General features: G+C 73.9%; 18 protein-coding genes. 5 read left to right on the top strand and 13 right to left on the bottom strand.

Annotated features, from left to right (window positions below):
• Positions 1–128: 128 nt before the first annotated feature.
• The 3 genes from ACQP2P_RS04510 to ACQP2P_RS04500 all read right to left on the bottom strand — a co-directional run bounded on the left by ACQP2P_RS04510 (position 129) and on the right by ACQP2P_RS04500 (position 2,558).
• Positions 129–884 (bottom strand): ABC transporter permease, encoded by a 756-nt coding sequence (locus ACQP2P_RS04510; protein WP_433613554.1) that lies wholly within the window; start codon positions 882–884, stop codon positions 129–131.
• Positions 885–887: 3 nt separating this feature from the next.
• Positions 888–1,841: an ATP-binding cassette domain-containing protein gene (locus tag ACQP2P_RS04505; RefSeq protein ID WP_433613552.1), complete on the bottom strand. Its 954-nt coding sequence runs from the start codon at positions 1,839–1,841 to the stop codon at positions 888–890.
• Between the two features lie 81 nt (positions 1,842–1,922).
• Positions 1,923–2,558, bottom strand: a complete 636-nt coding sequence (locus ACQP2P_RS04500) for a PadR family transcriptional regulator (RefSeq protein ID WP_433613550.1) — start codon at positions 2,556–2,558, stop codon at positions 1,923–1,925.
• Positions 2,559–2,648: 90 nt separating this feature from the next.
• Between ACQP2P_RS04500 and ACQP2P_RS04495 the strand changes: the two genes are divergently transcribed.
• Positions 2,649–4,397, top strand: a complete 1,749-nt coding sequence (locus ACQP2P_RS04495; protein WP_433613548.1) for an acetyl/propionyl/methylcrotonyl-CoA carboxylase subunit alpha — start codon at positions 2,649–2,651, stop codon at positions 4,395–4,397.
• Between the two features lie 536 nt (positions 4,398–4,933).
• On the opposite strand, the gene ACQP2P_RS04490 is transcribed toward ACQP2P_RS04495, so the two are convergent.
• The 5 genes from ACQP2P_RS04490 to thrS form a co-directional block, all read right to left on the bottom strand.
• The gene (locus ACQP2P_RS04490) at positions 4,934–5,272 is read right to left on the bottom strand and encodes a YbjQ family protein (RefSeq protein ID WP_350611809.1); all 339 of its coding nucleotides are present in this window, start codon (positions 5,270–5,272) and stop codon (positions 4,934–4,936) included.
• A gap of 183 nt (positions 5,273–5,455) precedes the next feature.
• Positions 5,456–6,547 carry a hypothetical protein gene (locus tag ACQP2P_RS04485; protein ID WP_433613546.1) on the bottom strand — a complete coding sequence of 364 codons (1,092 nt, stop codon included), beginning with the start codon at positions 6,545–6,547 and terminating at the stop codon, positions 5,456–5,458.
• Positions 6,544–7,053 (bottom strand): SigE family RNA polymerase sigma factor, encoded by a 510-nt coding sequence (locus ACQP2P_RS04480; RefSeq protein WP_433613544.1) that lies wholly within the window; start codon positions 7,051–7,053, stop codon positions 6,544–6,546. The genes ACQP2P_RS04485 and ACQP2P_RS04480 overlap by 4 nt, the downstream gene beginning before the upstream one ends.
• A 55-nt stretch (positions 7,054–7,108) precedes the next feature.
• Entirely contained in the window at positions 7,109–7,846 is a 738-nt protein-coding gene (locus ACQP2P_RS04475; RefSeq protein WP_433613542.1) for a DUF3152 domain-containing protein, read from the bottom strand.
• Positions 7,843–9,066 carry a threonine--tRNA ligase gene (gene thrS / locus ACQP2P_RS04470; RefSeq protein WP_433613540.1) on the bottom strand — a complete coding sequence of 408 codons (1,224 nt, stop codon included), beginning with the start codon at positions 9,064–9,066 and terminating at the stop codon, positions 7,843–7,845. The genes ACQP2P_RS04475 and thrS overlap by 4 nt, the downstream gene beginning before the upstream one ends.
• 196 nt (positions 9,067–9,262) lie before the next feature.
• Between thrS and ACQP2P_RS04465 the strand changes: the two genes are divergently transcribed.
• Together ACQP2P_RS04465 and ACQP2P_RS04460 are read left to right on the top strand one after the other, a co-directional pair.
• On the top strand, positions 9,263–10,075 hold the full coding sequence (locus tag ACQP2P_RS04465; RefSeq protein WP_433613538.1) for an Fpg/Nei family DNA glycosylase: 813 nt from the start codon (positions 9,263–9,265) through the stop codon (positions 10,073–10,075).
• Entirely contained in the window at positions 10,048–10,590 is a 543-nt protein-coding gene (locus tag ACQP2P_RS04460) for a 2'-5' RNA ligase family protein (protein WP_433613536.1), read from the top strand. Before ACQP2P_RS04465 ends, ACQP2P_RS04460 begins: the two co-directional genes overlap by 28 nt.
• A gap of 137 nt (positions 10,591–10,727) precedes the next feature.
• Here the strand turns inward: ACQP2P_RS04460 and ACQP2P_RS04455 are convergent, their stop codons facing one another.
• A complete protein-coding gene (locus tag ACQP2P_RS04455) occupies positions 10,728–12,131 on the bottom strand; it encodes an NAD(P)H-quinone dehydrogenase (protein ID WP_433613534.1) in 1,404 nt (467 codons plus the stop codon).
• 164 nt (positions 12,132–12,295) lie between these two features.
• Here ACQP2P_RS04455 and ACQP2P_RS04450 point away from each other — a divergent pair, with 164 nt between their 5' ends.
• Positions 12,296–12,751: a gamma-glutamylcyclotransferase family protein gene (locus ACQP2P_RS04450; RefSeq protein ID WP_344616602.1), complete on the top strand. Its 456-nt coding sequence runs from the start codon at positions 12,296–12,298 to the stop codon at positions 12,749–12,751.
• Here the strand turns inward: ACQP2P_RS04450 and ACQP2P_RS04445 are convergent.
• The 4 genes from ACQP2P_RS04445 to ACQP2P_RS04430 all read right to left on the bottom strand — a co-directional run bounded on the left by ACQP2P_RS04445 (position 12,748) and on the right by ACQP2P_RS04430 (position 16,009).
• A complete protein-coding gene (locus ACQP2P_RS04445; RefSeq protein WP_433613531.1) occupies positions 12,748–13,668 on the bottom strand; it encodes a GNAT family N-acetyltransferase in 921 nt (306 codons plus the stop codon). The genes ACQP2P_RS04450 and ACQP2P_RS04445 overlap by 4 nt on opposite strands.
• Positions 13,669–13,677: 9 nt before the next feature.
• Positions 13,678–14,427, bottom strand: coding sequence for an SCO6745 family protein (locus ACQP2P_RS04440; RefSeq protein WP_433613529.1), 750 nt, complete (start codon positions 14,425–14,427; stop codon positions 13,678–13,680).
• Positions 14,428–14,520: 93 nt separating this feature from the next.
• The gene (locus ACQP2P_RS04435; RefSeq protein WP_433613527.1) at positions 14,521–15,366 is read right to left on the bottom strand and encodes a hypothetical protein; all 846 of its coding nucleotides are present in this window, start codon (positions 15,364–15,366) and stop codon (positions 14,521–14,523) included.
• 10 nt (positions 15,367–15,376) lie between these two features.
• Positions 15,377–16,009, bottom strand: coding sequence for an MBL fold metallo-hydrolase (locus tag ACQP2P_RS04430; protein WP_433613525.1), 633 nt, complete (start codon positions 16,007–16,009; stop codon positions 15,377–15,379).
• A 107-nt stretch (positions 16,010–16,116) separates the two neighbouring features.
• Between ACQP2P_RS04430 and ACQP2P_RS04425 the strand changes: the two genes are divergently transcribed.
• Entirely contained in the window at positions 16,117–17,277 is a 1,161-nt protein-coding gene (locus tag ACQP2P_RS04425; RefSeq protein ID WP_433613523.1) for a DUF4349 domain-containing protein, read from the top strand.
• Positions 17,278–19,368: the final 2,091 nt, after the last annotated feature.

The following is a 19,368-nucleotide window of genomic DNA, read 5'->3' as shown; positions in this document are numbered from 1 at the left end:
GCGGTCTTGGCACCGCGGACCCGGCTAGGGCGGTCCCCTCCGGCCGAAGGCCCTCCGGGGACCGCCCTTTTGTCTGGCGGGAGCGACGGTCAGTGACTGACGCGGACCCGAGCAGGGAAAACCCGGGGTCAGCGAACGCCCTTGGCGAACGCGCGGGACGCCCACACCACCGTGGCCACGGTCAGGACGCCGACGACCACCGCGGCCTGCCAGACCGAGTCGGCGCCCGGGTTGCCGTCGAAGAGGGCGCGCACGCCGTCCACCGCCCACGAGAACGGGTTCCAGTCGGCCACGGTCCGCAGCCACTTCGGGGCGAACGTCAGCGGCAGCAGGATGCCCGCGGTCAGCAGCAGGGGCTGGGAGATCGTGTTCAGCAGCGGCGCCAGGGCGTCCTCGCTGCGCAGCTTGAGCGAGACGGCGTAGGAGAAAGCCGAGAGCATCAGCGAGATCACGGCCATGAGCGCGAACGCGGCGACGACGTCGAGGACGTTCACGCGCAGGCCGAACGCCACGGCGATGACGACGATCAGCAGCGCCTGGAACAGCAGCGAGACCACGTCGCGCAGGGAGCGGCCGACCAGCAGGGCGAAGCGGCTCACCGGCGTGACCCGGCTGCGCTCGATGACGCCGGCGCGCAGCTCGGCGATCAGGCCGAAGCCGGTGAACAGCGAGCCGAACATGGCCAGCAGGACGAGCAGGCCGGGGACGAAGAGCTTGTAGGCCTCGGCGTTGGTGCTCACGCCCAGGGCCGGCTTCAGCAGCGGGGCGAAGAGCAGCAGGTAGAACAGCGGCTGGATGACGCCCACGATCAGCCAGACCGGGTTGCGCAGCATGAGTTGCATCTGGCGCTGGAAGATCAGCCAGGTGTCGCGGAGGAACTTCATCGGTCAGCTCTCCCTCAGGGAACGGCCGGTCTTGGTGAGGAACACGTCGTCGAGGCTCGGGCGGTGCAGCTCCATCTCGCCGAGGGTGACGCCGGCGTGGTCGAGCAGGCGCAGGATGTGCGGGATGGCGGTGGCGCCTTCGGTGACATACAGCCGCAGCCGCCCGTCCGCGTGGTCGATGCTGCGCACGTAGTCCTGGTTGGCGAGCAGGCCGGCCGCGGTCTCGGAGGCGCCGTTGACACCGACGGTCACCACGTCGCCGGCGACCTCGCGCTTGAGGGCGTCGACGGTGCCCTCGGCGACGATCTCGCCGTGGTCCATGATCGCGATCCGGTCGCACAGGGCGTCGGCCTCGTCGAGGTAGTGCGTGGTGATGAAGACCGTCATGCCCTCCTCGCGCAGGCGGCGCACCTCGTCCCACATGTGGGCGCGGCTCTGCGGGTCGAGGCCGGTGGTCGGCTCGTCGAGGAACACGATCTTCGGCTCGTGGATGATGCCGAGCGCGATGTCGACCCGGCGGCGCTGACCGCCCGAATACGTCTTGCAGCGCCGGTCGGCGTACTCGGTCAGCCGGAACGCGTCCAGCGCCCGGCTCACCCGCCGCTGCGCCTCGGCCTTGCCGATGCCGTAGAGGCGGGCCTGCAGCACGAGCTCCTCGCGCGCGCTGCTCTCGTCCCAGGTGCTGCCGCCCTGGGCGACGTACCCGATCCGCCTCCGCACCTCGCCCGGATGCTTGAGCAGGTCGGCCCCCGCGATGGTGGCCTCGCCCCCGTCCGGCGTGATGAGCGTGGCGAGCATGCGCAGCGTCGTGGTCTTGCCCGCGCCGTTCGGTCCCAGAAAGCCGAAGATCTCCCCGCCCCGGACGGAGAGGTCGACGCCGCGCACGGCCTCGACGACTTTCTTGTCGCGACCGGCGCGGGAGCGGAACGACTTGCGCAGGCCCCTCGTCTCGATCATGTCCGTCTCCCCTGTCGATGGGTTCGCGAGGAGACCATAACGCGATATAGTTTTTCCGGTCAAGATTGAGTATGTCGCGTACTACTCGTCTTCGTCGTCGACGGGCTCGCCGTACTCCGCCCGGATGGCCCGGCGCCACTGCTCGGCCCCCTGCTCGTCGGCGTCCTCGCCGCGGTGGACACCCTCGCCGGCCTCGATGCGCGCGGCGATGTCGTGGCACCAGCGGGCCTCGGCCTCGCAGCGCGCCAGGGTCAGCTCGAACTGCCAGCCGACGTGCGGGGGCTTGTGCTCCAGCCACTGGTCCACGTTGTCGCGATAGGTCTTGGTCCAGTCCTCGAGCAGCCGGGCCCGGGCCCGCAGCGCGCCCACCGCCTCCGCGCGCGGCAGGTGCGGCAGGAACGCGAAGGCGGCCAGGAACGGGTCGTGCGGCTCCTGGTACTCCCACCAGAACCGCCGCAGCAGCGCCTGATACTGCGCCGAGCCCGCCGCGGTCAGCCGGTAGAGGGTGCGCGCCGGCCGGTTGCCCACCTGCTCGGTCGCGACCTCCTCGAGCAGCCCTTCCTCGGTCATCCGGCGCAGGGCGTGGTAGATCGAGCCCGGCTGGACGTTGGCCCAGCTCTCGACGTTCCAGCTGGTCAACTCCTTGCGGATGTCGTAGCCGTGGACCGGCTGCAGGTACGACACCAGGCCCAGGATCATCAGACGCGTAGTGGACACGACACAAGCGTAATAGCCAAGTTTGACTAACCGTCGCGAGTGACTTTCTTGGCAACGGAAAGTGTCGGACCCTCGGCATAGACTGCCTGCGTGCGCAAGGTACTGATCGCCAACCGAGGCGAAATCGCCGTTCGGGTCATCCGGGCCTGCCGTGACGCCGGCCTGGCCAGCGTCGCGGTGTATGCCGACTCCGACCGCGACGCGCTGCACGCCCGCCTGGCCGACGAGGCCTACGCGCTGGGCGGCGACTCGGCCGCGGAGACCTATCTGCGCATCGACAAGCTCGTCGAGGTGGCCGCGCGGGCGGGGGCGGACGCGGTGCACCCGGGATACGGGTTCCTGTCCGAGAACGCCGACTTCGCCCAGGCCGTCCTCGACGCCGGGCTCACCTGGATCGGCCCGAGCCCGCAGTCCATCCGCGACCTCGGCGACAAGGTCACCGCCCGGCACATCGCCCAGCGCGCCGGCGCCCCGCTCGTGCCCGGCACCGCCGAGCCGGTCGCCGACGCCGCCGAGATCATCGCGTTCGCGCAGGAGCACGGCCTCCCGGTCGCCATCAAGGCGGCCTTCGGCGGCGGCGGCCGCGGCCTCAAGGTCGCCCGCACGATCGAGGAGATCCCGTCGCTGTTCGAGTCGGCCGTGCGCGAGGCGGTGGCCGCGTTCGGGCGCGGGGAGTGCTTCGTCGAGCGCTACCTCGACCAGCCCCGCCACGTCGAGGCCCAGGTGCTCGCCGACCAGCACGGCAACGTGATCGTGGTCGGCACCCGCGACTGCTCACTGCAGCGCCGGCACCAGAAGCTCGTCGAGGAGGCCCCGGCCCCGTTCCTCACCGACGAGCAGCGCGAGCAGATCCACTCCTCGGCGAAGGCGATCTGCCGCGAGGCGGGGTATCACGGGGCCGGGACGGTGGAATACCTCGTCGGCAACGACGGCACCATCTCCTTCCTCGAGGTCAACACCCGCCTGCAGGTCGAGCACCCGGTCAGCGAGGAGACCACCGGCATCGACCTCGTCCGCGAGCAGTTCCGCGTCGCCGACGGCGAGAAGCTGCGCTTCGACGCCGACCCCGTCCCGCGCGGCCACGCGATCGAGTTCCGCATCAACGGCGAGGACCCCGGCCGCGGCTTCCTGCCCGCCCCCGGCACCGTCACGCGGCTCGCCCTGCCGACCGGCCCCGGCGTGCGCGTCGACACCGGCATCGAGTCGGGCAGCGTCATCGGCGGCAACTTCGACTCCCTACTGGCCAAGGTCATCATCGTCGGCGAGACCCGCACCGAGGCCATCGAGCGCGCCCGCCGCGCCCTGGACGAGATGGTCGTCGAGGGCATGGCCACCGCCCTGACCTTCCACCGCAAGGTCCTGCTGGACCCGGCCTTCACCGACGAGCCCTTCCGCGTGCACACGCGCTGGATCGAGACCGAGTGGGTGAACGACGTGCCGCCGTTCACGGCACCGGCGACGGACGCCGCCGAGGCCGCGGAGCGCTCGACCGTGGTGGTCGAGGTCGGCGGCAAGCGACTCGAGGTCACGCTGCCGGCCGGGTTCGGCACGGCCGCGCCGGCCACCCCCGCCTCGGCCCCCCGCAAGCGGGCGGCGGGCAAGAAGGCGGGCGCCGCGGCGAGCGGCGACGCCCTGACCAGCCCCATGCAGGGCACGATCGTGAAGATCGCGGTGGCCGAGGGGGACACCGTCGCCGAGGGGGACCTGGTCGTCGTGCTCGAGGCGATGAAGATGGAGCAGCCGCTGAACGCCCACAAGGCCGGCGTGGTGACCGGCCTGCAGGCGACGGTGGGCGAGGTCGTGTCGGCCGGGGCGGTCATCGCGGACATCAAGTCGTAGAGCATGTTCGCTCGGGTCCGCGTCAGCTGCGGACCGTCGCTCCCGCCAGGCAAAAGGGCGGTCCCCGGGGGGCCTTCGGCCGAGGGGGACCGCCCTAGCCGTGTCCGCGGTGGCAAGACCTTTGGCTCGCGGCGCTCCCGATCCCGGAAAGTCCGACGCTCCGTGATCGGACTTTTCGCATTTATACGGTGTCAGGCGATAAATCCGTTTCACTCCCGCTCCGGCACGCGCCGCCTTCGACGGGCCGCAACGACCAAGGGCCGCGAGACTCCCAGCCGAAGCCGAGCAGCACCGCAGCGTCGGCACCGATCCCGCGCGTTCGCCAGGCGCGGCGACCGATCGCGCGACGTGTTCGGCCGAAGCCGAGCAGCACCGGGGCGAGCACGATCCGCCGTCGCGCTCAACGCCTCGCGTCACCAGGAGCCGGGTCGAGCGGCGCCGGCCGGACGTGCGATGCGAGCAAGCCCGCACCCCCGGATCGCGCACAACCTGCACCGAGTGGCGCCCGCCCAGGCAAAAGCAGCCGATCGGTGAGATCAGGCGGCGTGAGCCCCCGTCCGGGCGTGCATCGGGACCGCGACCACCGCGGTCCCGTAGGCGCACAGCTCGACCCAGGTGTTCGTCACATCCCGATGGTCGAAGCGCATCCCCACGATCGCGTTGGCGCCGCGGTTCTCCGCGGCCTGGACCATCTGGCCCACGGCCCGCGCCCGCGTCTGGACCAGGAACTGGGACATGTCCTGGCCCGGGCCGCCCTCCGTCGAGCGCAGACCGGCCGCGAACGGGTTGCGGGACGTAGCGACAACGCCGATCACCTCGCCCAGCACGGCGGTGATCTCGTAACCGGGTAAGCCCTCGGTCGTTACTACCAGCACAAAATTGATGGTATGCACAGGTATAACCTGTACGGGGCGATCTGGGCGAATCATCCGATATCTGACCCGAATCGCCGGCGCGGAAATGCCGCGGCTCCCGCCGGAGACGAGGTATCCGCGCGGCGGCCGAACGAACCCCGCCACCCCGCGAATCAGCCCCGGATCACCTGCGCCGGGCGCGGCTCAGCCGTAGGTCACCTGGGCCGACGGTGTCACGCCGATGCCGGCCGCGAAGCGCAGCAGCACGTCCTGCGGCAGCGCCGCCGCCGGGCTCACCTGCAGCATCAGCGAGCGGCCGCCGTCCACCGGGATCTGCAGGAACTGCACCTGCGACGTCGTCGTCAGCCACGCCTGGCGGTCGCCGACGCGGACGCCGACCGTCGCCGGGCCCTCGAGCTTCGGCCGCAGGCCCGGCTCCTCGTCCAGCTGCACGACCAGCTTGGACAAGTAGCCCGCGCCGGGGTCGGTGCCGGGCGGGGCGAAGGTCACCACCGCGGGGCTGATGTCGTCCACGGTCCAGCCGGACGGCATCAGCGTGAAGGTGAACGGCGTCTCGGCCTTGGCGCCGCCGGGCTTGAGCGCCTCCGCGTAGGCGATCAGCAGCGGCACCGCCGTGCCCCCGTCCGCGTCGAGGCGCAGCCAGGTGCGGGCCGACGGGTGCCAGACGAGCGAGACGCGGGGGGCCGAGCCCGGGTTCGTCCGGTCGTCGCCCGACCAGGACCACTCGTAGACCGTGGCCGGGCGCCCGGCGACCGCGGCCGGGGTCGTGCGGGCCTGCTTGGCCGGGCTCGGGGGCTGCGAGTCGTAGGCGGTCACCGTCACCGGGGCGGTCGTCGGCAAGGTCTGCGACAGCGTCAGGCGGTCCGCGGCCAGCGAGATCATCGGGGTGCCGTAGCCGTCGCCGGTGGGCGGCGTGACCGGGAAGACCAGGGACGGCGGCACCGTGGCGGCCACGAGCGTGGCCGGGCGCGCGGAGAACAAGGCCGGGGCGGCCGGGGTGGACACGGCGGGGGCGGGCGAGGCGGGGGCGGGCGAGGCGGGAGAGGACGGGGCGGCCACGACGGCCGGGGGCGCGCCGCGCAGGGCGAACGGGACGGCGGCGCCGATCGCGACCATGGCCGCGGCGCCCGAGGCGAGGGCGGCCAGGCGCACGCGGCGGCCGCGGCGGGCGGACTCGGCCGTGACGGTGCTCAGCATCGACACGCCGGGCGGGGCGTCGCCCGCGAACTGGCGCAGGGCGTCGCGAAGCCGGGCCTCGACCTCGTCGTCGTTCATGAACTGCCTCCCGGCGCGGGGACGGCCTCCCGGTCACTGGACAGGGCCGCCCGGAGCTTCTGCAGGGCGTGGAACGCGTGGACTCGTACGGTGGACTCGGCACACCCGAGGAGCCGGGCGATCTCGGCGTCCGGCAGGTCCTCGTAGTAGCGCAGGACCACCACGGCGCGCGGCGACCGGGGCAGCGTGCGCAGCAGGGCCCACATGGCGTCGGTGTCGGCGACCCGGGCCGCCGGATCGGCCGTCGCGAGCTCGGGGATCTCGGCCACGGGTCGTTCGGCGAACGAGCGGCGCCGGCGCCACGACAGGTACTGCCGCAGCATCGTCTTGCGCACATAGGGCTCGGGACCCTCCTGCCCCACGATCCCGGACCAGCGGCGATGGGCCCGCACGAGCGCCTCCTGCACGAGGTCCTCGGCGAGGTGCCGGTCCCCGGTGAGCAGGTAGGCGAAGCGCAGCAGGCCCTGTGAACGCCCGTGCACGAACTCGGTGAACTCGATCTGCACGGCTCCCCTCCCCCACGGCTCCACCGACGTAGACGAGGGATCGGGCCCCGGACGTTTACGGGTCGTGCGGAGCAGGGTCGTCGTACTGCCCGGAGCGCCCCCCGTACTCCCGCCCGCCGACGATCGGCCAGGCGTTGGCGACGCAGCCGTGCAGCCCCAGCGTCTGCTGCTGCATCACCGGCGCGGGCCGGCCGGGGCCCGGGCACAGCTCGTGGCCGTGGTAGAGCCGGTGCCCGGTCTCGTGATTGATCACGTACTGCCGATAGGTGACCAGGTCCGAGCCGTAGCCGGGCACGCCCCGCACCCAGCGCGCCACGTTGATGACCACGCTGTCGCCGTTGCGGCAGGAGGTGTACCGGTCGTAGGAGCTGGCGCAGAGCCGGTCCCGCGTCGCCGGGGTCGCGAGGTAGATGGTGAAGTCGAAGCGGTCCGCGGCCCCGGCCCGGCGCAGCCGCCACTTGCCGGTGCCGGGCCAGCTGCGCGGGTCGGCGAAGACCGCCTCGACGGCCTCGGCGAACCCGGCGGCGGAGATGCCCGTGATGCCCCGCTCGACGGCGATGCGGTAGGTCAGCAGCTGGCCGGCGGCACCGATGACGGGTCCCGCGGCCGAGGCGGCCTCGTAGTCGCCGCTGCCCTCCGCCGGATAGCCGATCTCGGGCGCCACCGCGTGCGCGGGCTCGCGGCTCGGCTCGGGAGACGGGCCGCGCAAAGGGACCGAAGAGGCCGCGGGCGCGGAACAGGCGGCCAGGGCGAGCACGGCCAGCCCCGCACCCACGACGCGAAGAACACTCACACGGACACTGACGGCTCCGGCACCGCATCCCGTTTACGCGGCCGGCACGCGGCTTCGAGGAGGGCCAGCGCCTCGGCGACCGGCCGCACCGCGACCGAGCCGTCCCGCGAGCGCAGCGAGACGCTGTCCTCGGCCGCCTCCTTCGCCCCGATGACCGCCACGAAGGGCACCCGGCGGCGGGCGGCGTCGCGGATGCGGGCGGAGAGGCTGCCGGAGTGCGACTCCTCGACGCGCAGCCCGAGCGCCCCGGCGCGCCCGAGAAACCCGCGCGCGTCCGCGTCCCCGACGGGCAGCACCTCCAGCTGCACCGGCGCGAACCACGCCGGGAACGCGCCGTCGTGCACCTCGATCAGGTGCGCGAAGAGCCGCTCCATGCTCCCCGCGGCGCTGCGGTGCACCATCACGGGCCGCCTGCGGGCGCCGCCGGCGTCCACGTAGGACAGATCGAACCGGGCCGGCATGTGGTAGTCGACCTGGACGGTGGCGAGGGTGCTCTCCCGGCCGGCGTGGTCGAGCACCTGGATGTCGATCTTCGGCCCGTAGAAGGCGGCCTCGCCCGGCCCGTCCACGGCGTCCACGCCCGCGGCCGCGAGCGCCCGGCGCAGCACCGCGGTCCCGCGCCGCCACAGCTCCGGGTCGTCGACGTACTTCGGCCCCTCCCCGCGCAGCGACAGCCGCCACGACGACGGCGCGAAGCCCAGCGCCCGGTGCGCCTCCCGCATCACCGCCAGCGCCGCGACCACCTCGGCCTCGACCTGGTCCTCGGCGCAGAAGACGTGCCCGTCGTTGAGGGACATCGCACGCACCCGCGACAGCCCGCCGAGCACCCCGGAGCGCTCGGCGCGGTACTGCCCGCCGATCTCGCCGATGCGCAGGGGCAGCTCGCGGTAGGAGCGCCCGCGCGCGGCGAACACCGCGGCGTGATGCGGGCAGAGGCTCGGCCGCAGCACGAACGCGTTGTCCGCGTCGAGCGCCATCGGGGGGAACATGTCGTCGGCGTAGTGCGGCAGGTGCCCGGAGCGGTGGTACATCTCGGCCTTGGCCAGCGGCGGGGAGTACACGTGCCGATAGCCGTGCCGTCGTTCCAGGTCGAGCAGGTAGTCCTCGACGGCGCGCCGGGCCGCGGCGCCCCGGGGCAGCCAGAGCGGGAGCCCGGCGCCGACGAGCGGGTCGGAGTGGAACAGCTCGAGCTCGCGGCCGAGCCGGCGGTGGTCCTGCATGACGAACTCCTCGGAACACGGGGAGCGCCACCTCGGGCCACACAAAAGCTCCGGAGCGCGGCGCCCCGGAGCGGAAACGTGCTGACGTCGATCAGCGCCGCCGGGGAAGGCCCGGCGTCGTCGTGGACAGTGCGCTGCGACTCATGCCGCCGAGGATAGCGCGCCACGCGCGCGACGGTCCGGGTATAAATGCCCGGTGCCCGAAGGTCACACCATCCACCGCCTCGCCGAGCGGCATCGCAAGCTGTTCGCGGGCCGCCCCGTCGCCGTCCGCAGCCCGCAGGGGCGCTTCGCCGCGGACGCGGCGCGGGTCGACGGCCTCGTGTTCGAGGACGCCTCCGCGCACGGCAAGCACCTGTTCCACCACTACGCGAACGGCGAGACGGTGCACGTGCACCTGGGGCTGTACGGCAAGTGCACCGACGGCGACGGCCCGCCGCCCGCGCCCGTGGGCGAGATCCGGATGCGGCTGGCCAACGGCGAGCACTGGCTCGACCTGCGCGGGCCGGCCGCCTGCGAGCTGCTCGACCCCGCGCGGCTGGACGCCCTGCACGCCCGGCTCGGGCCCGACCCGCTCGACGACGACAGCGACGGCGGAAGGGCGTACGAGATGATCCGCGGCTCCGGGCGGCCGCTCATGGCGCTGCTCATGGACCAGTCGATCGTGGCCGGGGCCGGGCTCATCTACGTGACCGAGTCGCTGTTCCGGGCCGGGCTGCCGCCGACCACGCCGGGCACGAGGCTCAGCCGCCGCAAGTGGAACGACATCTGGGCGGACCTGCGCACCCTGATGCGCGCGGGTGTGGCCGAGGGGCGCATCGACACCGTGCGCAGCGCCCACACGCCGGAGGCGATGGGCCGGGCGCCGCGGGTGGACCGGCACGGCGGGGAGGTGTACGTGTACCGCCGCACCGGCCAGCCGTGTCTCGTGTGCGGCTCGCCCGTGCGCACCGCGGTGCTGAGCGCGCGCAACGCCTACTGGTGCCCGCGCTGCCAGCGGGCGCGCTGATGGTCGCGTCGGTGGAGATGTACCTGGACGAGCGGGCGTCCCGGCGCATCCGGGTGCTCTGGGACCAGCTCGAGGAGCTGGGCGTGCAGTCGCTGCGGACCCCGCACGACGGGCGGCACCGCCCGCACGTGACGCTCGCCGTGGCGCGGCAGCTCGACCCGGAGGCGGTGGCCGCGGCGCTGGCCGGCACCCGGGTCGCGGAGCCGTTGCGGGTCAACTTCCAGTATGCCGGCGTCTTCGTCGGCCGCGTGGTCTTCCTCGGCCCGGCCCCGACCCCGCAGCTGGTCGCGCACCAGGCGCGCGTGCACGGCCTGCTCAGCGCGGCGGGCATGGCCTCGCTGCCGCTCTACGAGCCGGGCGAGTGGGTGCCGCACTCGACGGTGTCGATGCGGGTGCCCCGGCCGCTGCTCAGCGACGCCCTGCGCCGCTGCCTGGAGTCGCTGCCGATCGAGGCCACGGTGACCCGGGCGGCCGTCGCCGACTACGCCCGGGGCATCTTCCGGGAGATTCCTTAGCCGCATGACTCGGGTCCGCGGGGGTGCGGACCGTCGCTCCCGCCAGACACCGCTCGGCGCTGGCGCGCCGTCGCTGCCAGGTCCGCGGTCGGTCACCCCCGATCCAGCGGACGGTGCTCGGCCGCACAGGTCCGGGCTCAGTCGTCGTCGTGCTGCATGAGCTGGCGCGCGGCCTCCGCGATCGAGCCCGAGATCGACGGGTAGATCGTGATCGTGTGGGCCAGCTGGTCGACGCTGAGGTGGTTCTCCACCGCCATCGCGATCGGCATGATCAGCTCGCTGGCCTTCGGGGCGACCACGACACCGCCGACCACCAGGCCGGAGGCCGGGCGGCAGAAGATCTTCACGAAGCCGTCGTCGAGCCCGTCCATCTTGGCCCGGGCGTTGCCGCCCAGGGGCAGCATCACCGCGCGGGCCGGCACCCGGCCGCTGTCGATGTCGGACTGGGTGATGCCGACCGACGCGAGCTCCGGGTCGGTGAACACGTTCGCGGCGACCGTGCGCAGCTTCAGCGGGGCGACCGCCTCGCCGAGCGCGTGCCACATCGCGATCCGGCCCTGCATGGCGGCGACACTCGCGAGGGGCAGCAGGCCGGTGCAGTCGCCGGCCGCGTAGATCCCGGGCACGTTGGTGCGCGAGACCCGGTCGACGGTGACGTATCCGCCCGGCGCCACCTCCACGCCGTACTCCGCGAGGCCGAGCGAGGCCGTCTGCGGTACCGAACCCACACACATGAGCACGTGGGAGCCCTCGACGACCCGCCCGTCGGCCAGCTCGACCTCGACCCCGCCGGCGGTGCGGCGCGCGGCGGAGGCGCGGGAGTTGTTGAGGATCGTCATGCCCCGGGTCCGGAAGACCCGCTCGATCGCCATGGCGGCGTCGGGGTCCTCGTGCGGCATGACCCGGTCGCGGCTGGAGACGAGCGTCACGTCGACGCCCATGGCCAGGTAGGCGGAGGCGAACTCGGCGCCGGTCACGCCGGAGCCGACCACGATGAGCTTCTCGGGCAGCTGGGGCAGGTCGTAGACCTGGCGCCAGTCGAGGATCCGCTCCCCGTCCGGCGCCGCGGACGGCAGCACCCGCGGGGTGGCGCCGGTGGCGATCAGCACCGTCGAGGCGGCGATCACATACGGAGCGTCACCGTCGGCCGGCGTCACCCGCACGGCGTGAGTGTGACCGAGCGTGTCCTCTCCGAGGCGCGCCGTGCCCGTGACGAACTCCACACCGGCCTTGAGGAGCTTGGCGTGGATGTCACCGGACTGCGCGTGGGCGAGCCGCTTCACCCGCTGGTGCACCGCCGGACCGTCCACCCGCACGTCGGGCCCCTCGGGGCCGATGACCCCGAACGCCTCCGTGTCCAGGTGCGCGGTGACCACCGACGAGCTGGCGATGAAGGTCTTGCTGGGCACACAGTCGTGCAGCACGCAGGCGCCACCGGCGCCCTCGGCCTCGATCACGGTCACCTGGGCGTCCAGCTGCGCGGCGACCAGGGCCGCCTCGTAGCCCGCCGGGCCACCTCCGATGATCACGATCCGGCCCACGCCAGCCACCCCTCCTCGGCTCTTCTGATGCCATTCTCCCCCGCGGGGGCAACGCTGCGCCGCCGGGCCACCCGCTCGGCCCATGGCGCGCCGACGAGTGGATCTGAATCCGACACGCTCAGCAGTATTCTCTCGCGTACCCGGTCGGGTTTATCGTCATCGCCGTGCGTCATTACGCCGCGTATGGCTCGAACCTGGACCCTGCCCGCATGCGGGCCTACTGTCCGTATTCGCCGATGATCGGGACCGGCTGGCTCGAGGGCTGGCGGCTGACCTTCGCCGGGGAGGACGTCCTCGGCTGGGAGGGCTCGGTCACCACGATCGTCGAGTCGCCGGGCGACCGGGTCTTCGTGGCGCTGTACGACGTGCACCCCAACGACGAGAAGCAGCTCGACGAGGTCGAGGGCGCGCTCGCCGGCACGTATCGCAAGCTCCACCTGCGCGTGGCCACCCTCGACGGCGAGGAGACCGCGTGGGTCTACGTGTTCAACGGCTACGAGGGCGGGCTGCCCACCGCGTGGTACCTCGCCGAGATCGCCAACGCCGCCGCGAAGGCGGGAGCCCCGGCCGACTACCTCGAGGCCCTGCGCGCCCGCCCGACGAAGACCGCGATGCCCTAGCGGCTCCGCTCGTACATGTCGGCGGCGAAGGCCACGGTCATCCCCGCGTTCGTGTAGAGGTGGTACGCCCCGGTCGGGTTGGTGAGGTCGACGCCGAGCCCGGCCGTCGTGCGCCCCTTCGCCGCGTAGATCGCGAAGGCCGCCCGCAGCAGCGCGCCGCCGATCCCGGTCCCGCGGTGCCCGCGCAGCACGGCCAGGTTCTTCACCCAGCCCTCGCCCCGCTCGACGCCCTGGTCCGCGGACTGCAGCACGCCCACGATCGCGCCGCCGGCCTCGGCCACGAGCCACTCGTCCCAGCTCACCGACGGCAGCGCGGCCAGGGCGGCCCGCCAGTGCGCGTAGGAGGTGGGCACGAAGCCGGGCGTGTCGGCGAAGGCGGTCTGCAGCACCTCGTGGAAGCGGGGCAGCTCCGCGTCGCGCACGACCCGCACCCCGAAGCGGGGCTCGGGCGGCCGCTCCTCGCCGGTCAGCACACGGGTCATCCGGGCGTGACGCTTGCGGAAGGCGAAGCCGCGGGCGGTGAGCGCCTCGACGTAGGCGGCCTCGCCCGGCACCACCCCGGCGCGCACGACCTCGGCGCCGCGCTCGGCCACCCGGGCCAGGGCCAGGTCCAGCAGCGGGCCGAAGGCGGGCCAGCCGTCCGGCGGCACCGCGTAGACCTCCACGTTGTCGCGCGGGCCGCGTTCGGGGTTGTCGACGTACGCCCACGCCAGGGCGGTCCCGTCCGGCCCGAACGCCAGCCAGGCGTCGGTGGCCGGGTCCAGGTGCGGCGCGGTGAGGGTCGCGACGACCTCCTCCTCGGTCCAGTCCGGCTCCCCGAGGGACGCGATGTCGCTCGCTCTGGTCACGGCCAGGATCGCGGCCACGTCACGCAGCGCACACCCGCGAACGGTCCATCCCGGCAGACCCAGGTCCATCGCAGCAACCTAGCCCGGGAGGGCTTCCTTGACGGACTGCACGGCCGCGTCGAGCAGGTTCACCAGCTCGGCGCGCTCGGCCGGTGACAGCGACCTGAACGCCTCCCCCGCGATCCGGTCGGTCAGCGCCTCGGCCCAGCTGCGGCGGCGCACCAGCGGCTCGAACGGCGGGTAGGGCGGCTGCCACCCGAACGCGGTCGCCTCGGCCTCGCCCTCCGGGCCGGAGATGATCGCCTCCAGCGGGGTGAGCCCGCTGGCCCGGATCGCCAGCAGGTGGGCCGCCCCGCGGTGCTCGCGCAGCAGATGGGCCAGCACGGCGGCCCGGGCGCCCGGCGAGTCGTCCGGCAGCGGCATGGCGCGCCAGGCGGCGAAGAGGGGCATGCCCGCGGTCTCGGCGCTGACCACCACCCGCTCGGCCAGCTCGACGAGCTTGGGCAGCGCGTAGAAGCTCTCCAGGTGCTCGCGGCCCCAGCGGCAGCACTCGTCGAGGTTGTCGGCGGCGATCTGCTCCGGCGGGGCGATCTTGCGGGCCGCGTCCCAGCCGTCCTGCACCGCCTCGGGCGCGATGAAGCCCAGCGCCGCGGCGACCGTGTCGGCGCGCACCTCGCCCAGGGCGCCGCCGCGTCCGGCCACGTAGAAGGCCCAGCCGGTCAGGCCGATCTGACGGGCGCGGCGCATGGTCTTGGGATCGTCGCTGAAGGCGCCGCCCAGCACCAGCACCGCCTGCTTCGCCGCGGCGGCCGCCTGCTCGGGAGTCATCCCGGTCATTCTGCCTCCCCGCATGGATCACGGTGAAGGCACTCGTTCGGGTACTGACCGTGTGTGGCGAGGGACGAACGACTCGGCCAGGGCTCAGCCGAGGTCGGCCAGGGCGTCCTGGGCGATCTTCACCCGCTTCTCGGCCTGCTGGATGGCCTTGTCGGCGGCGGCCACCGCCCGTTCGGCCTCGGCCTTGGCGTTCTCGGCGTCGGCGACCTGCTGCAGGGCGGTCATCAGCTCCCGCCGCGCCTGCTTCTTCAGCCGGGCGTGCTCCTCCTCGGCCCGCCGCCGCTCCTCCTCGCGCCGCCGGGCCTCGGCCCGCCGCTCCCGCTCGCTCGCGTCGGGCGCGGAGCGCACGGGGGTGACGGTCGCCGTCGACGGCTCGTCGGGCACGGCGCGCATCGGCGTGACGGTCGCCGCCGCAGGAGCGGGGCCGCCCCGCACGAGCCGCAGGTTGGGGCGCGGGGTCTCGCCGAAGCCGGTGTACTCCAGCGCCTTGGTCAGCCGCCCCGCCCGCACCTCGGCGGCCACCTCGGCGTCGGCCAGCGCCGCGGCGAGGGTCGCCTCCACCTCGGCGACCGGCAGGTTGCCGGCCGAGCCGCGGCCGGCGAGCCTGACCGCCTCGCGGGCCAGGGCCGAGACCGTGCCGCGCCGGCGCACCGAGAGCTCGCGCAGGTCGGCCCCGCGCAGCTCGCGCTGGGCGGCGCGCAGCTCTTCGGCCAGCTCCAGCAGCTGCGCGACGAGGTCGGGGCGCTCGTGGGCGAGCCGGTTCACCAGCCAGGCGGCGACGGTGGGCTTGCGCAGCTTGCCGATCGCCGCGGCCAGGGCGGTGTCGCGGGCCGAGCGGGCCTTGGCGACCTCCTCGCCGCGCAGCGCGATGAAGTCCTCCGGCGGGGCCGAGTACAGCCGGGCCGTGACGGCGGCGAGGGCGTCTGCCATGACTGCAACGCTAGATGGTCGTGCCCGGTTCCAGGCGCGTGTAGTGGGTGCCGGACAGGCGCGTCATGTGGCCGGTGACCATCTGCTGGCCGGCGTCCACGAGCAGGCTGTCGTGCAGGGCGAAGGCGCGCTCCGGCGCGACCGCCCGGGTGAAGTCGATCGCCTCGGCGAGCTTGAGCCACGGCGCCGAGACGGGCACGAACAGCGTCGCGATCTCCTCGTCGGGCACGTGGAACGAGTCGCCCGGGTGGTAGATCGGGCCGTCTGGGGCGTCGATGACGAAGCCGAGGTTGACGATCCGCGGGATGTCGGCGTGGATGATCGCGTGCTGCCCGCCGTGCGCGCGCACGGTCATCCCGGCCGCGACGAAGATGTCGCCCGGGTTGACCGCGAAGACGTCGGCGTCGAGGTCGGTCAGCTGCGCCTCGACGTCGGGGTGGGTGTGCACGGTCAGCTCGGGCTGCTGGGCCGCGGCGGCGCGCAGCTTGTCCAGGTCCACGTGGTCCATGTGCTCGTGGGTGATGAGCACCGCGTCGGCGCCGTCGAGGGCCTCCGCCTCGCTGAACACCCCCGGGTCGATCACCAGCACCCCGCCGCTGTGCTCGAGGCGAAGGCAGGCGTGCGTGTACTTCGTGATGCGCATCCGTTGACCCTCTCGTGGCAGAACTGTGACCCGCGGGGGTGGAACGCACCCACCCCGCCCCGCGTCGGACCGGCGCAACCCCCACCGGACCCTACCCAGGAGGCGTCATGTCAGTCAGGCGCACGACCGTGTTCCTCGCGGCGGCCGCCGGCGCGTTGGTCCTCGCGCTGAGCGGGTGCGGCTCCGGCGCGAGCGACACACCGGCCAGCGGCGGCAACAAGGAGGCGGCGGGGCCCGCGGCGGCGCCGCGGCAGGAGGGCGCCGCGGGCGCGGGCGGCAAGGCCGACCAGGCCGACCAGGGCCAGGCACAGAGCGGGCAGAAGGCCCCGGACAACCTCGACACCCTCAACCGCTCGATCATCTACGCGGGCACGATGACGGTCGAGGTCAAGGACGTCAACGCCGCCGCCGCGCAGGCGATCGCGTTCGCCACCGGCGCGGGCGGGTTCGTCGGCGGCGACAACCGGCGCATCGACGGGCAGAGCTCGACCGCCACCATCACGCTGCGGGTGCCGGCCGAGAAATTCCAGGCCACGCTCGATCAGCTCAAGAGCGTCGGCGACGAGAAGAGCCGGCAGGTCTCCGCGCAGGACGTGACCGACCAGGTCGTCGACGTGGAGTCGCGGATCGCCACCGCCCAGGCCAGCGTCGAGCGCATCCGGGCGCTGCTGGCCAAGGCGCAGACGATCGGCGAGATCACGACCCTGGAGTCGGAGCTGTCCCGGCGCGAGTCCGACCTCGAGTCGCTGCAGTCCCGCAAGCGCAAGCTGGCCGGGCTGACCTCGCTGTCGACCATCACGCTGGTGCTGCAGGGCCCGGAGGCGCCCGCGGTGTCCGAAGAGGACACCGGCATCCTGGTCGGGCTGCGCCACGGCTGGGACGCGTTCACGGCGTCGCTGCGGGTGGCACTGACGATCTTCGGGTGGCTGCTGCCCTGGCTGCTCTTCCTCGGCGTGCCGATCTGGCTGGTCGTCTGGCTCACCGGGCGCTACCGCCGCACGCACCCGCGGGCGCCGCGGGCCCCGGTGGCCGTGCCGGCCGGCCCGGCGCCTATGTATCCGCATCCTCGTCCGGCGCCGCCGATGCCGCCGGCTCCGCGTCCGACCTCACCGGCTCCGGCTCCCGCGGCCGCGAAACCGGCTCCGGCTCCCGCGGCTCCGGCTCCCGCGGACCCGGCTCCGGCTCCGGCTCCGGACCCGCGGCCCGCGCCGCCGGCTGAGGCGGCACCGCGGGACGACGCGGAGCCAGATCCGCCACGAGCGCACTGACCACCGCACCGAACTCCGGCCGCAGCTGATAGCCGGAGTGGCCGTCGACCTTGGGGAACACCGTGTCGCCGGGCGCAACCGCGAAGCCCGGCGGATCGACGAGGCGCACGTCGCGCGCCGTCGGCGACCCCACCGGCCCGCCGATGGGGTCGGTGTCGCGCCACAGGTTGACCCAACGGGGGGTGTGCTCGCCCGGCCCGGGCGCCCCGGGCCGGGCGAGCACCGCGCCGACCTGCTCCAGGACCTCGTCGCTGAGGTAGGCGGGGAAGAACCGCGCGTACAGCCGGCGCAACGGCGAGCCGTAGGTCAGCAGGGCCGTGCGCGCCCGCGCCTCGGGCGGCATCTGCAGCACCGTCGCGGCCGCGAGCACGCTGCCCTGGCTGTGCCCGGAGAGGATCACGCCGCCCTGCTCGGCGGCGAGCCAGGCGCCCCGCTGGGCCAGCTCCGGCACCGCGCGCTCGGCGTAGCAGGGCGGGGCGAGCGGGTGGGCGGCGCGGGGCCAGAAGGTGCCCAGGTCCCACAGCACGCCGACGATCCGCCGGAAGCGCTGGTAGCGGTAGGCGAGCACGCCGACGAGCACGAGCGCGAGCGCGGACAGGCCGATGAGGTAGGTGCCGAGGTTGACCGCGAAGGAGATCACCTCGGCGGTCGGCGAGCCCGACGGCGCCAGCGCGATCGGGCGGCGCCCGGCGATCGCGAAGCCGGTCGCGACCACGGCCGCCAGCGCCGCCGGGATGAACACCCACACGAGCAACCGTCCGATGTGGTCGGTCACGAGCGCGTCGGCGACGGCGCGGTCGATGTGCCGGGCCCGGGCCGCGTCCCGCTCGCGCCCGCCGCGGAAGTCGGCGTCGGTGACGACGCGGGCGTGCCGCCGCAGCCGCCGCACGAGCGGAAGCCCACCGGCCAGGGCCACCGCGACGGTGAGCACGAGCAGCAGCACGAACCCGGCCGCGGCCCACTCGTAGGCGGGCGGCGGCTGCAGCGGCTGCCAGGCGGCGTAGTCGGCCGACGACGGGCGGGAGCGGCGGTCGAGGAAGTCCGCGGCCCGGTAGGCCAGGCCGGCCGAGAACGCGGCCGCGACGCCGAGCCCGGCGCTGGCGATGAGCGGCCCGGCCAGCCCTTGCAGGAACGTGCCGCGCGGGCGGCTGGCCAGCACCACGGCGCCGAGCACGAGCATGAGCAGGACCTGCGCCGCGAACAGCCCGGTGATGGTGCCCCCGAGCACCGGCAGGCGGCCGCCGGCCGTCCACGGGTCGCGGGGCAGCAGGGCGTAGCCGAGCACGAGCGCGGTGAGGGCGACGGCGGCGTGGCTCAGCAACCGGGTGCCGGGCGTCGCCCACGGGGCCGGGTTGTCGCGGTCGACCACGGCCCGCACGGCCACCGCGAGCACGCACAGCACGAGAACGAGGCCGGTCAGCGCGGCGAGCGCGAGGCCGGGGCCGGGCCAGCCGTGCGGCAGGAGGTTGCCCAGCAGGATCGCGTCCAGCGTGGCGAACGCGAACGCGATGTGCAGGCAGCGGAGCCGGCCGACGAGCGGCTTGCCGTTCCAGAAGCACGGGTGGGCCAGCCCGTCGCCGTCGCCCTCGGTCTGGGCGGGGAAGGCCTCGTACCGCGCCCACGTGCGCCGCCCCAGGAACCACAGCAACGCGATGGCGAGCACCGGCCCGAGCGCGGCCAGCGCGAGGCGGCGGCTCGGGGTGGCGAAGAACCCGTCGGCGAAGAGCGCCAGATAGCCCCGGCCCCGCAGGCAGCGCGGCAGGCTCGCGCACTGCCAGCCCACGAGGTCGACGGCGACCTCGACGAACGACAGCACGAAGGAGGCGGTCATCGACAGCGCGTAGACGCGCACCAGGGCCCGGATCGCGGCCCGGGGGCCGGGCCGGGTCGCGGGCCGCAGCCACAGCGCGACGTTGGCGAACATGAACGGCAGCAACAGCAGCCAGAGCGCCCGGGCGGCGGCGCCGGCGGTCAGGTTGCCCCAGCGGTAGGCCTCCAGCGTGGCGCCGCCGGGCCCGGTGACGGCGCCGTATTCGGCCCGCGGGCGGAAGAAGCCCGCGTCGGTGTCCCCGGCGACCCGGCGCAGCAGGG

The sequence above is a fragment of the Dactylosporangium sp. CA-139114 genome, assembly GCF_050955725.1.
Taxonomy (GTDB): domain Bacteria; phylum Actinomycetota; class Actinomycetes; order Mycobacteriales; family Micromonosporaceae; genus Dactylosporangium.
Note: the sequence above shows the minus strand (reverse complement) of the source record. Positions and strands in the feature narration are given on the sequence as shown.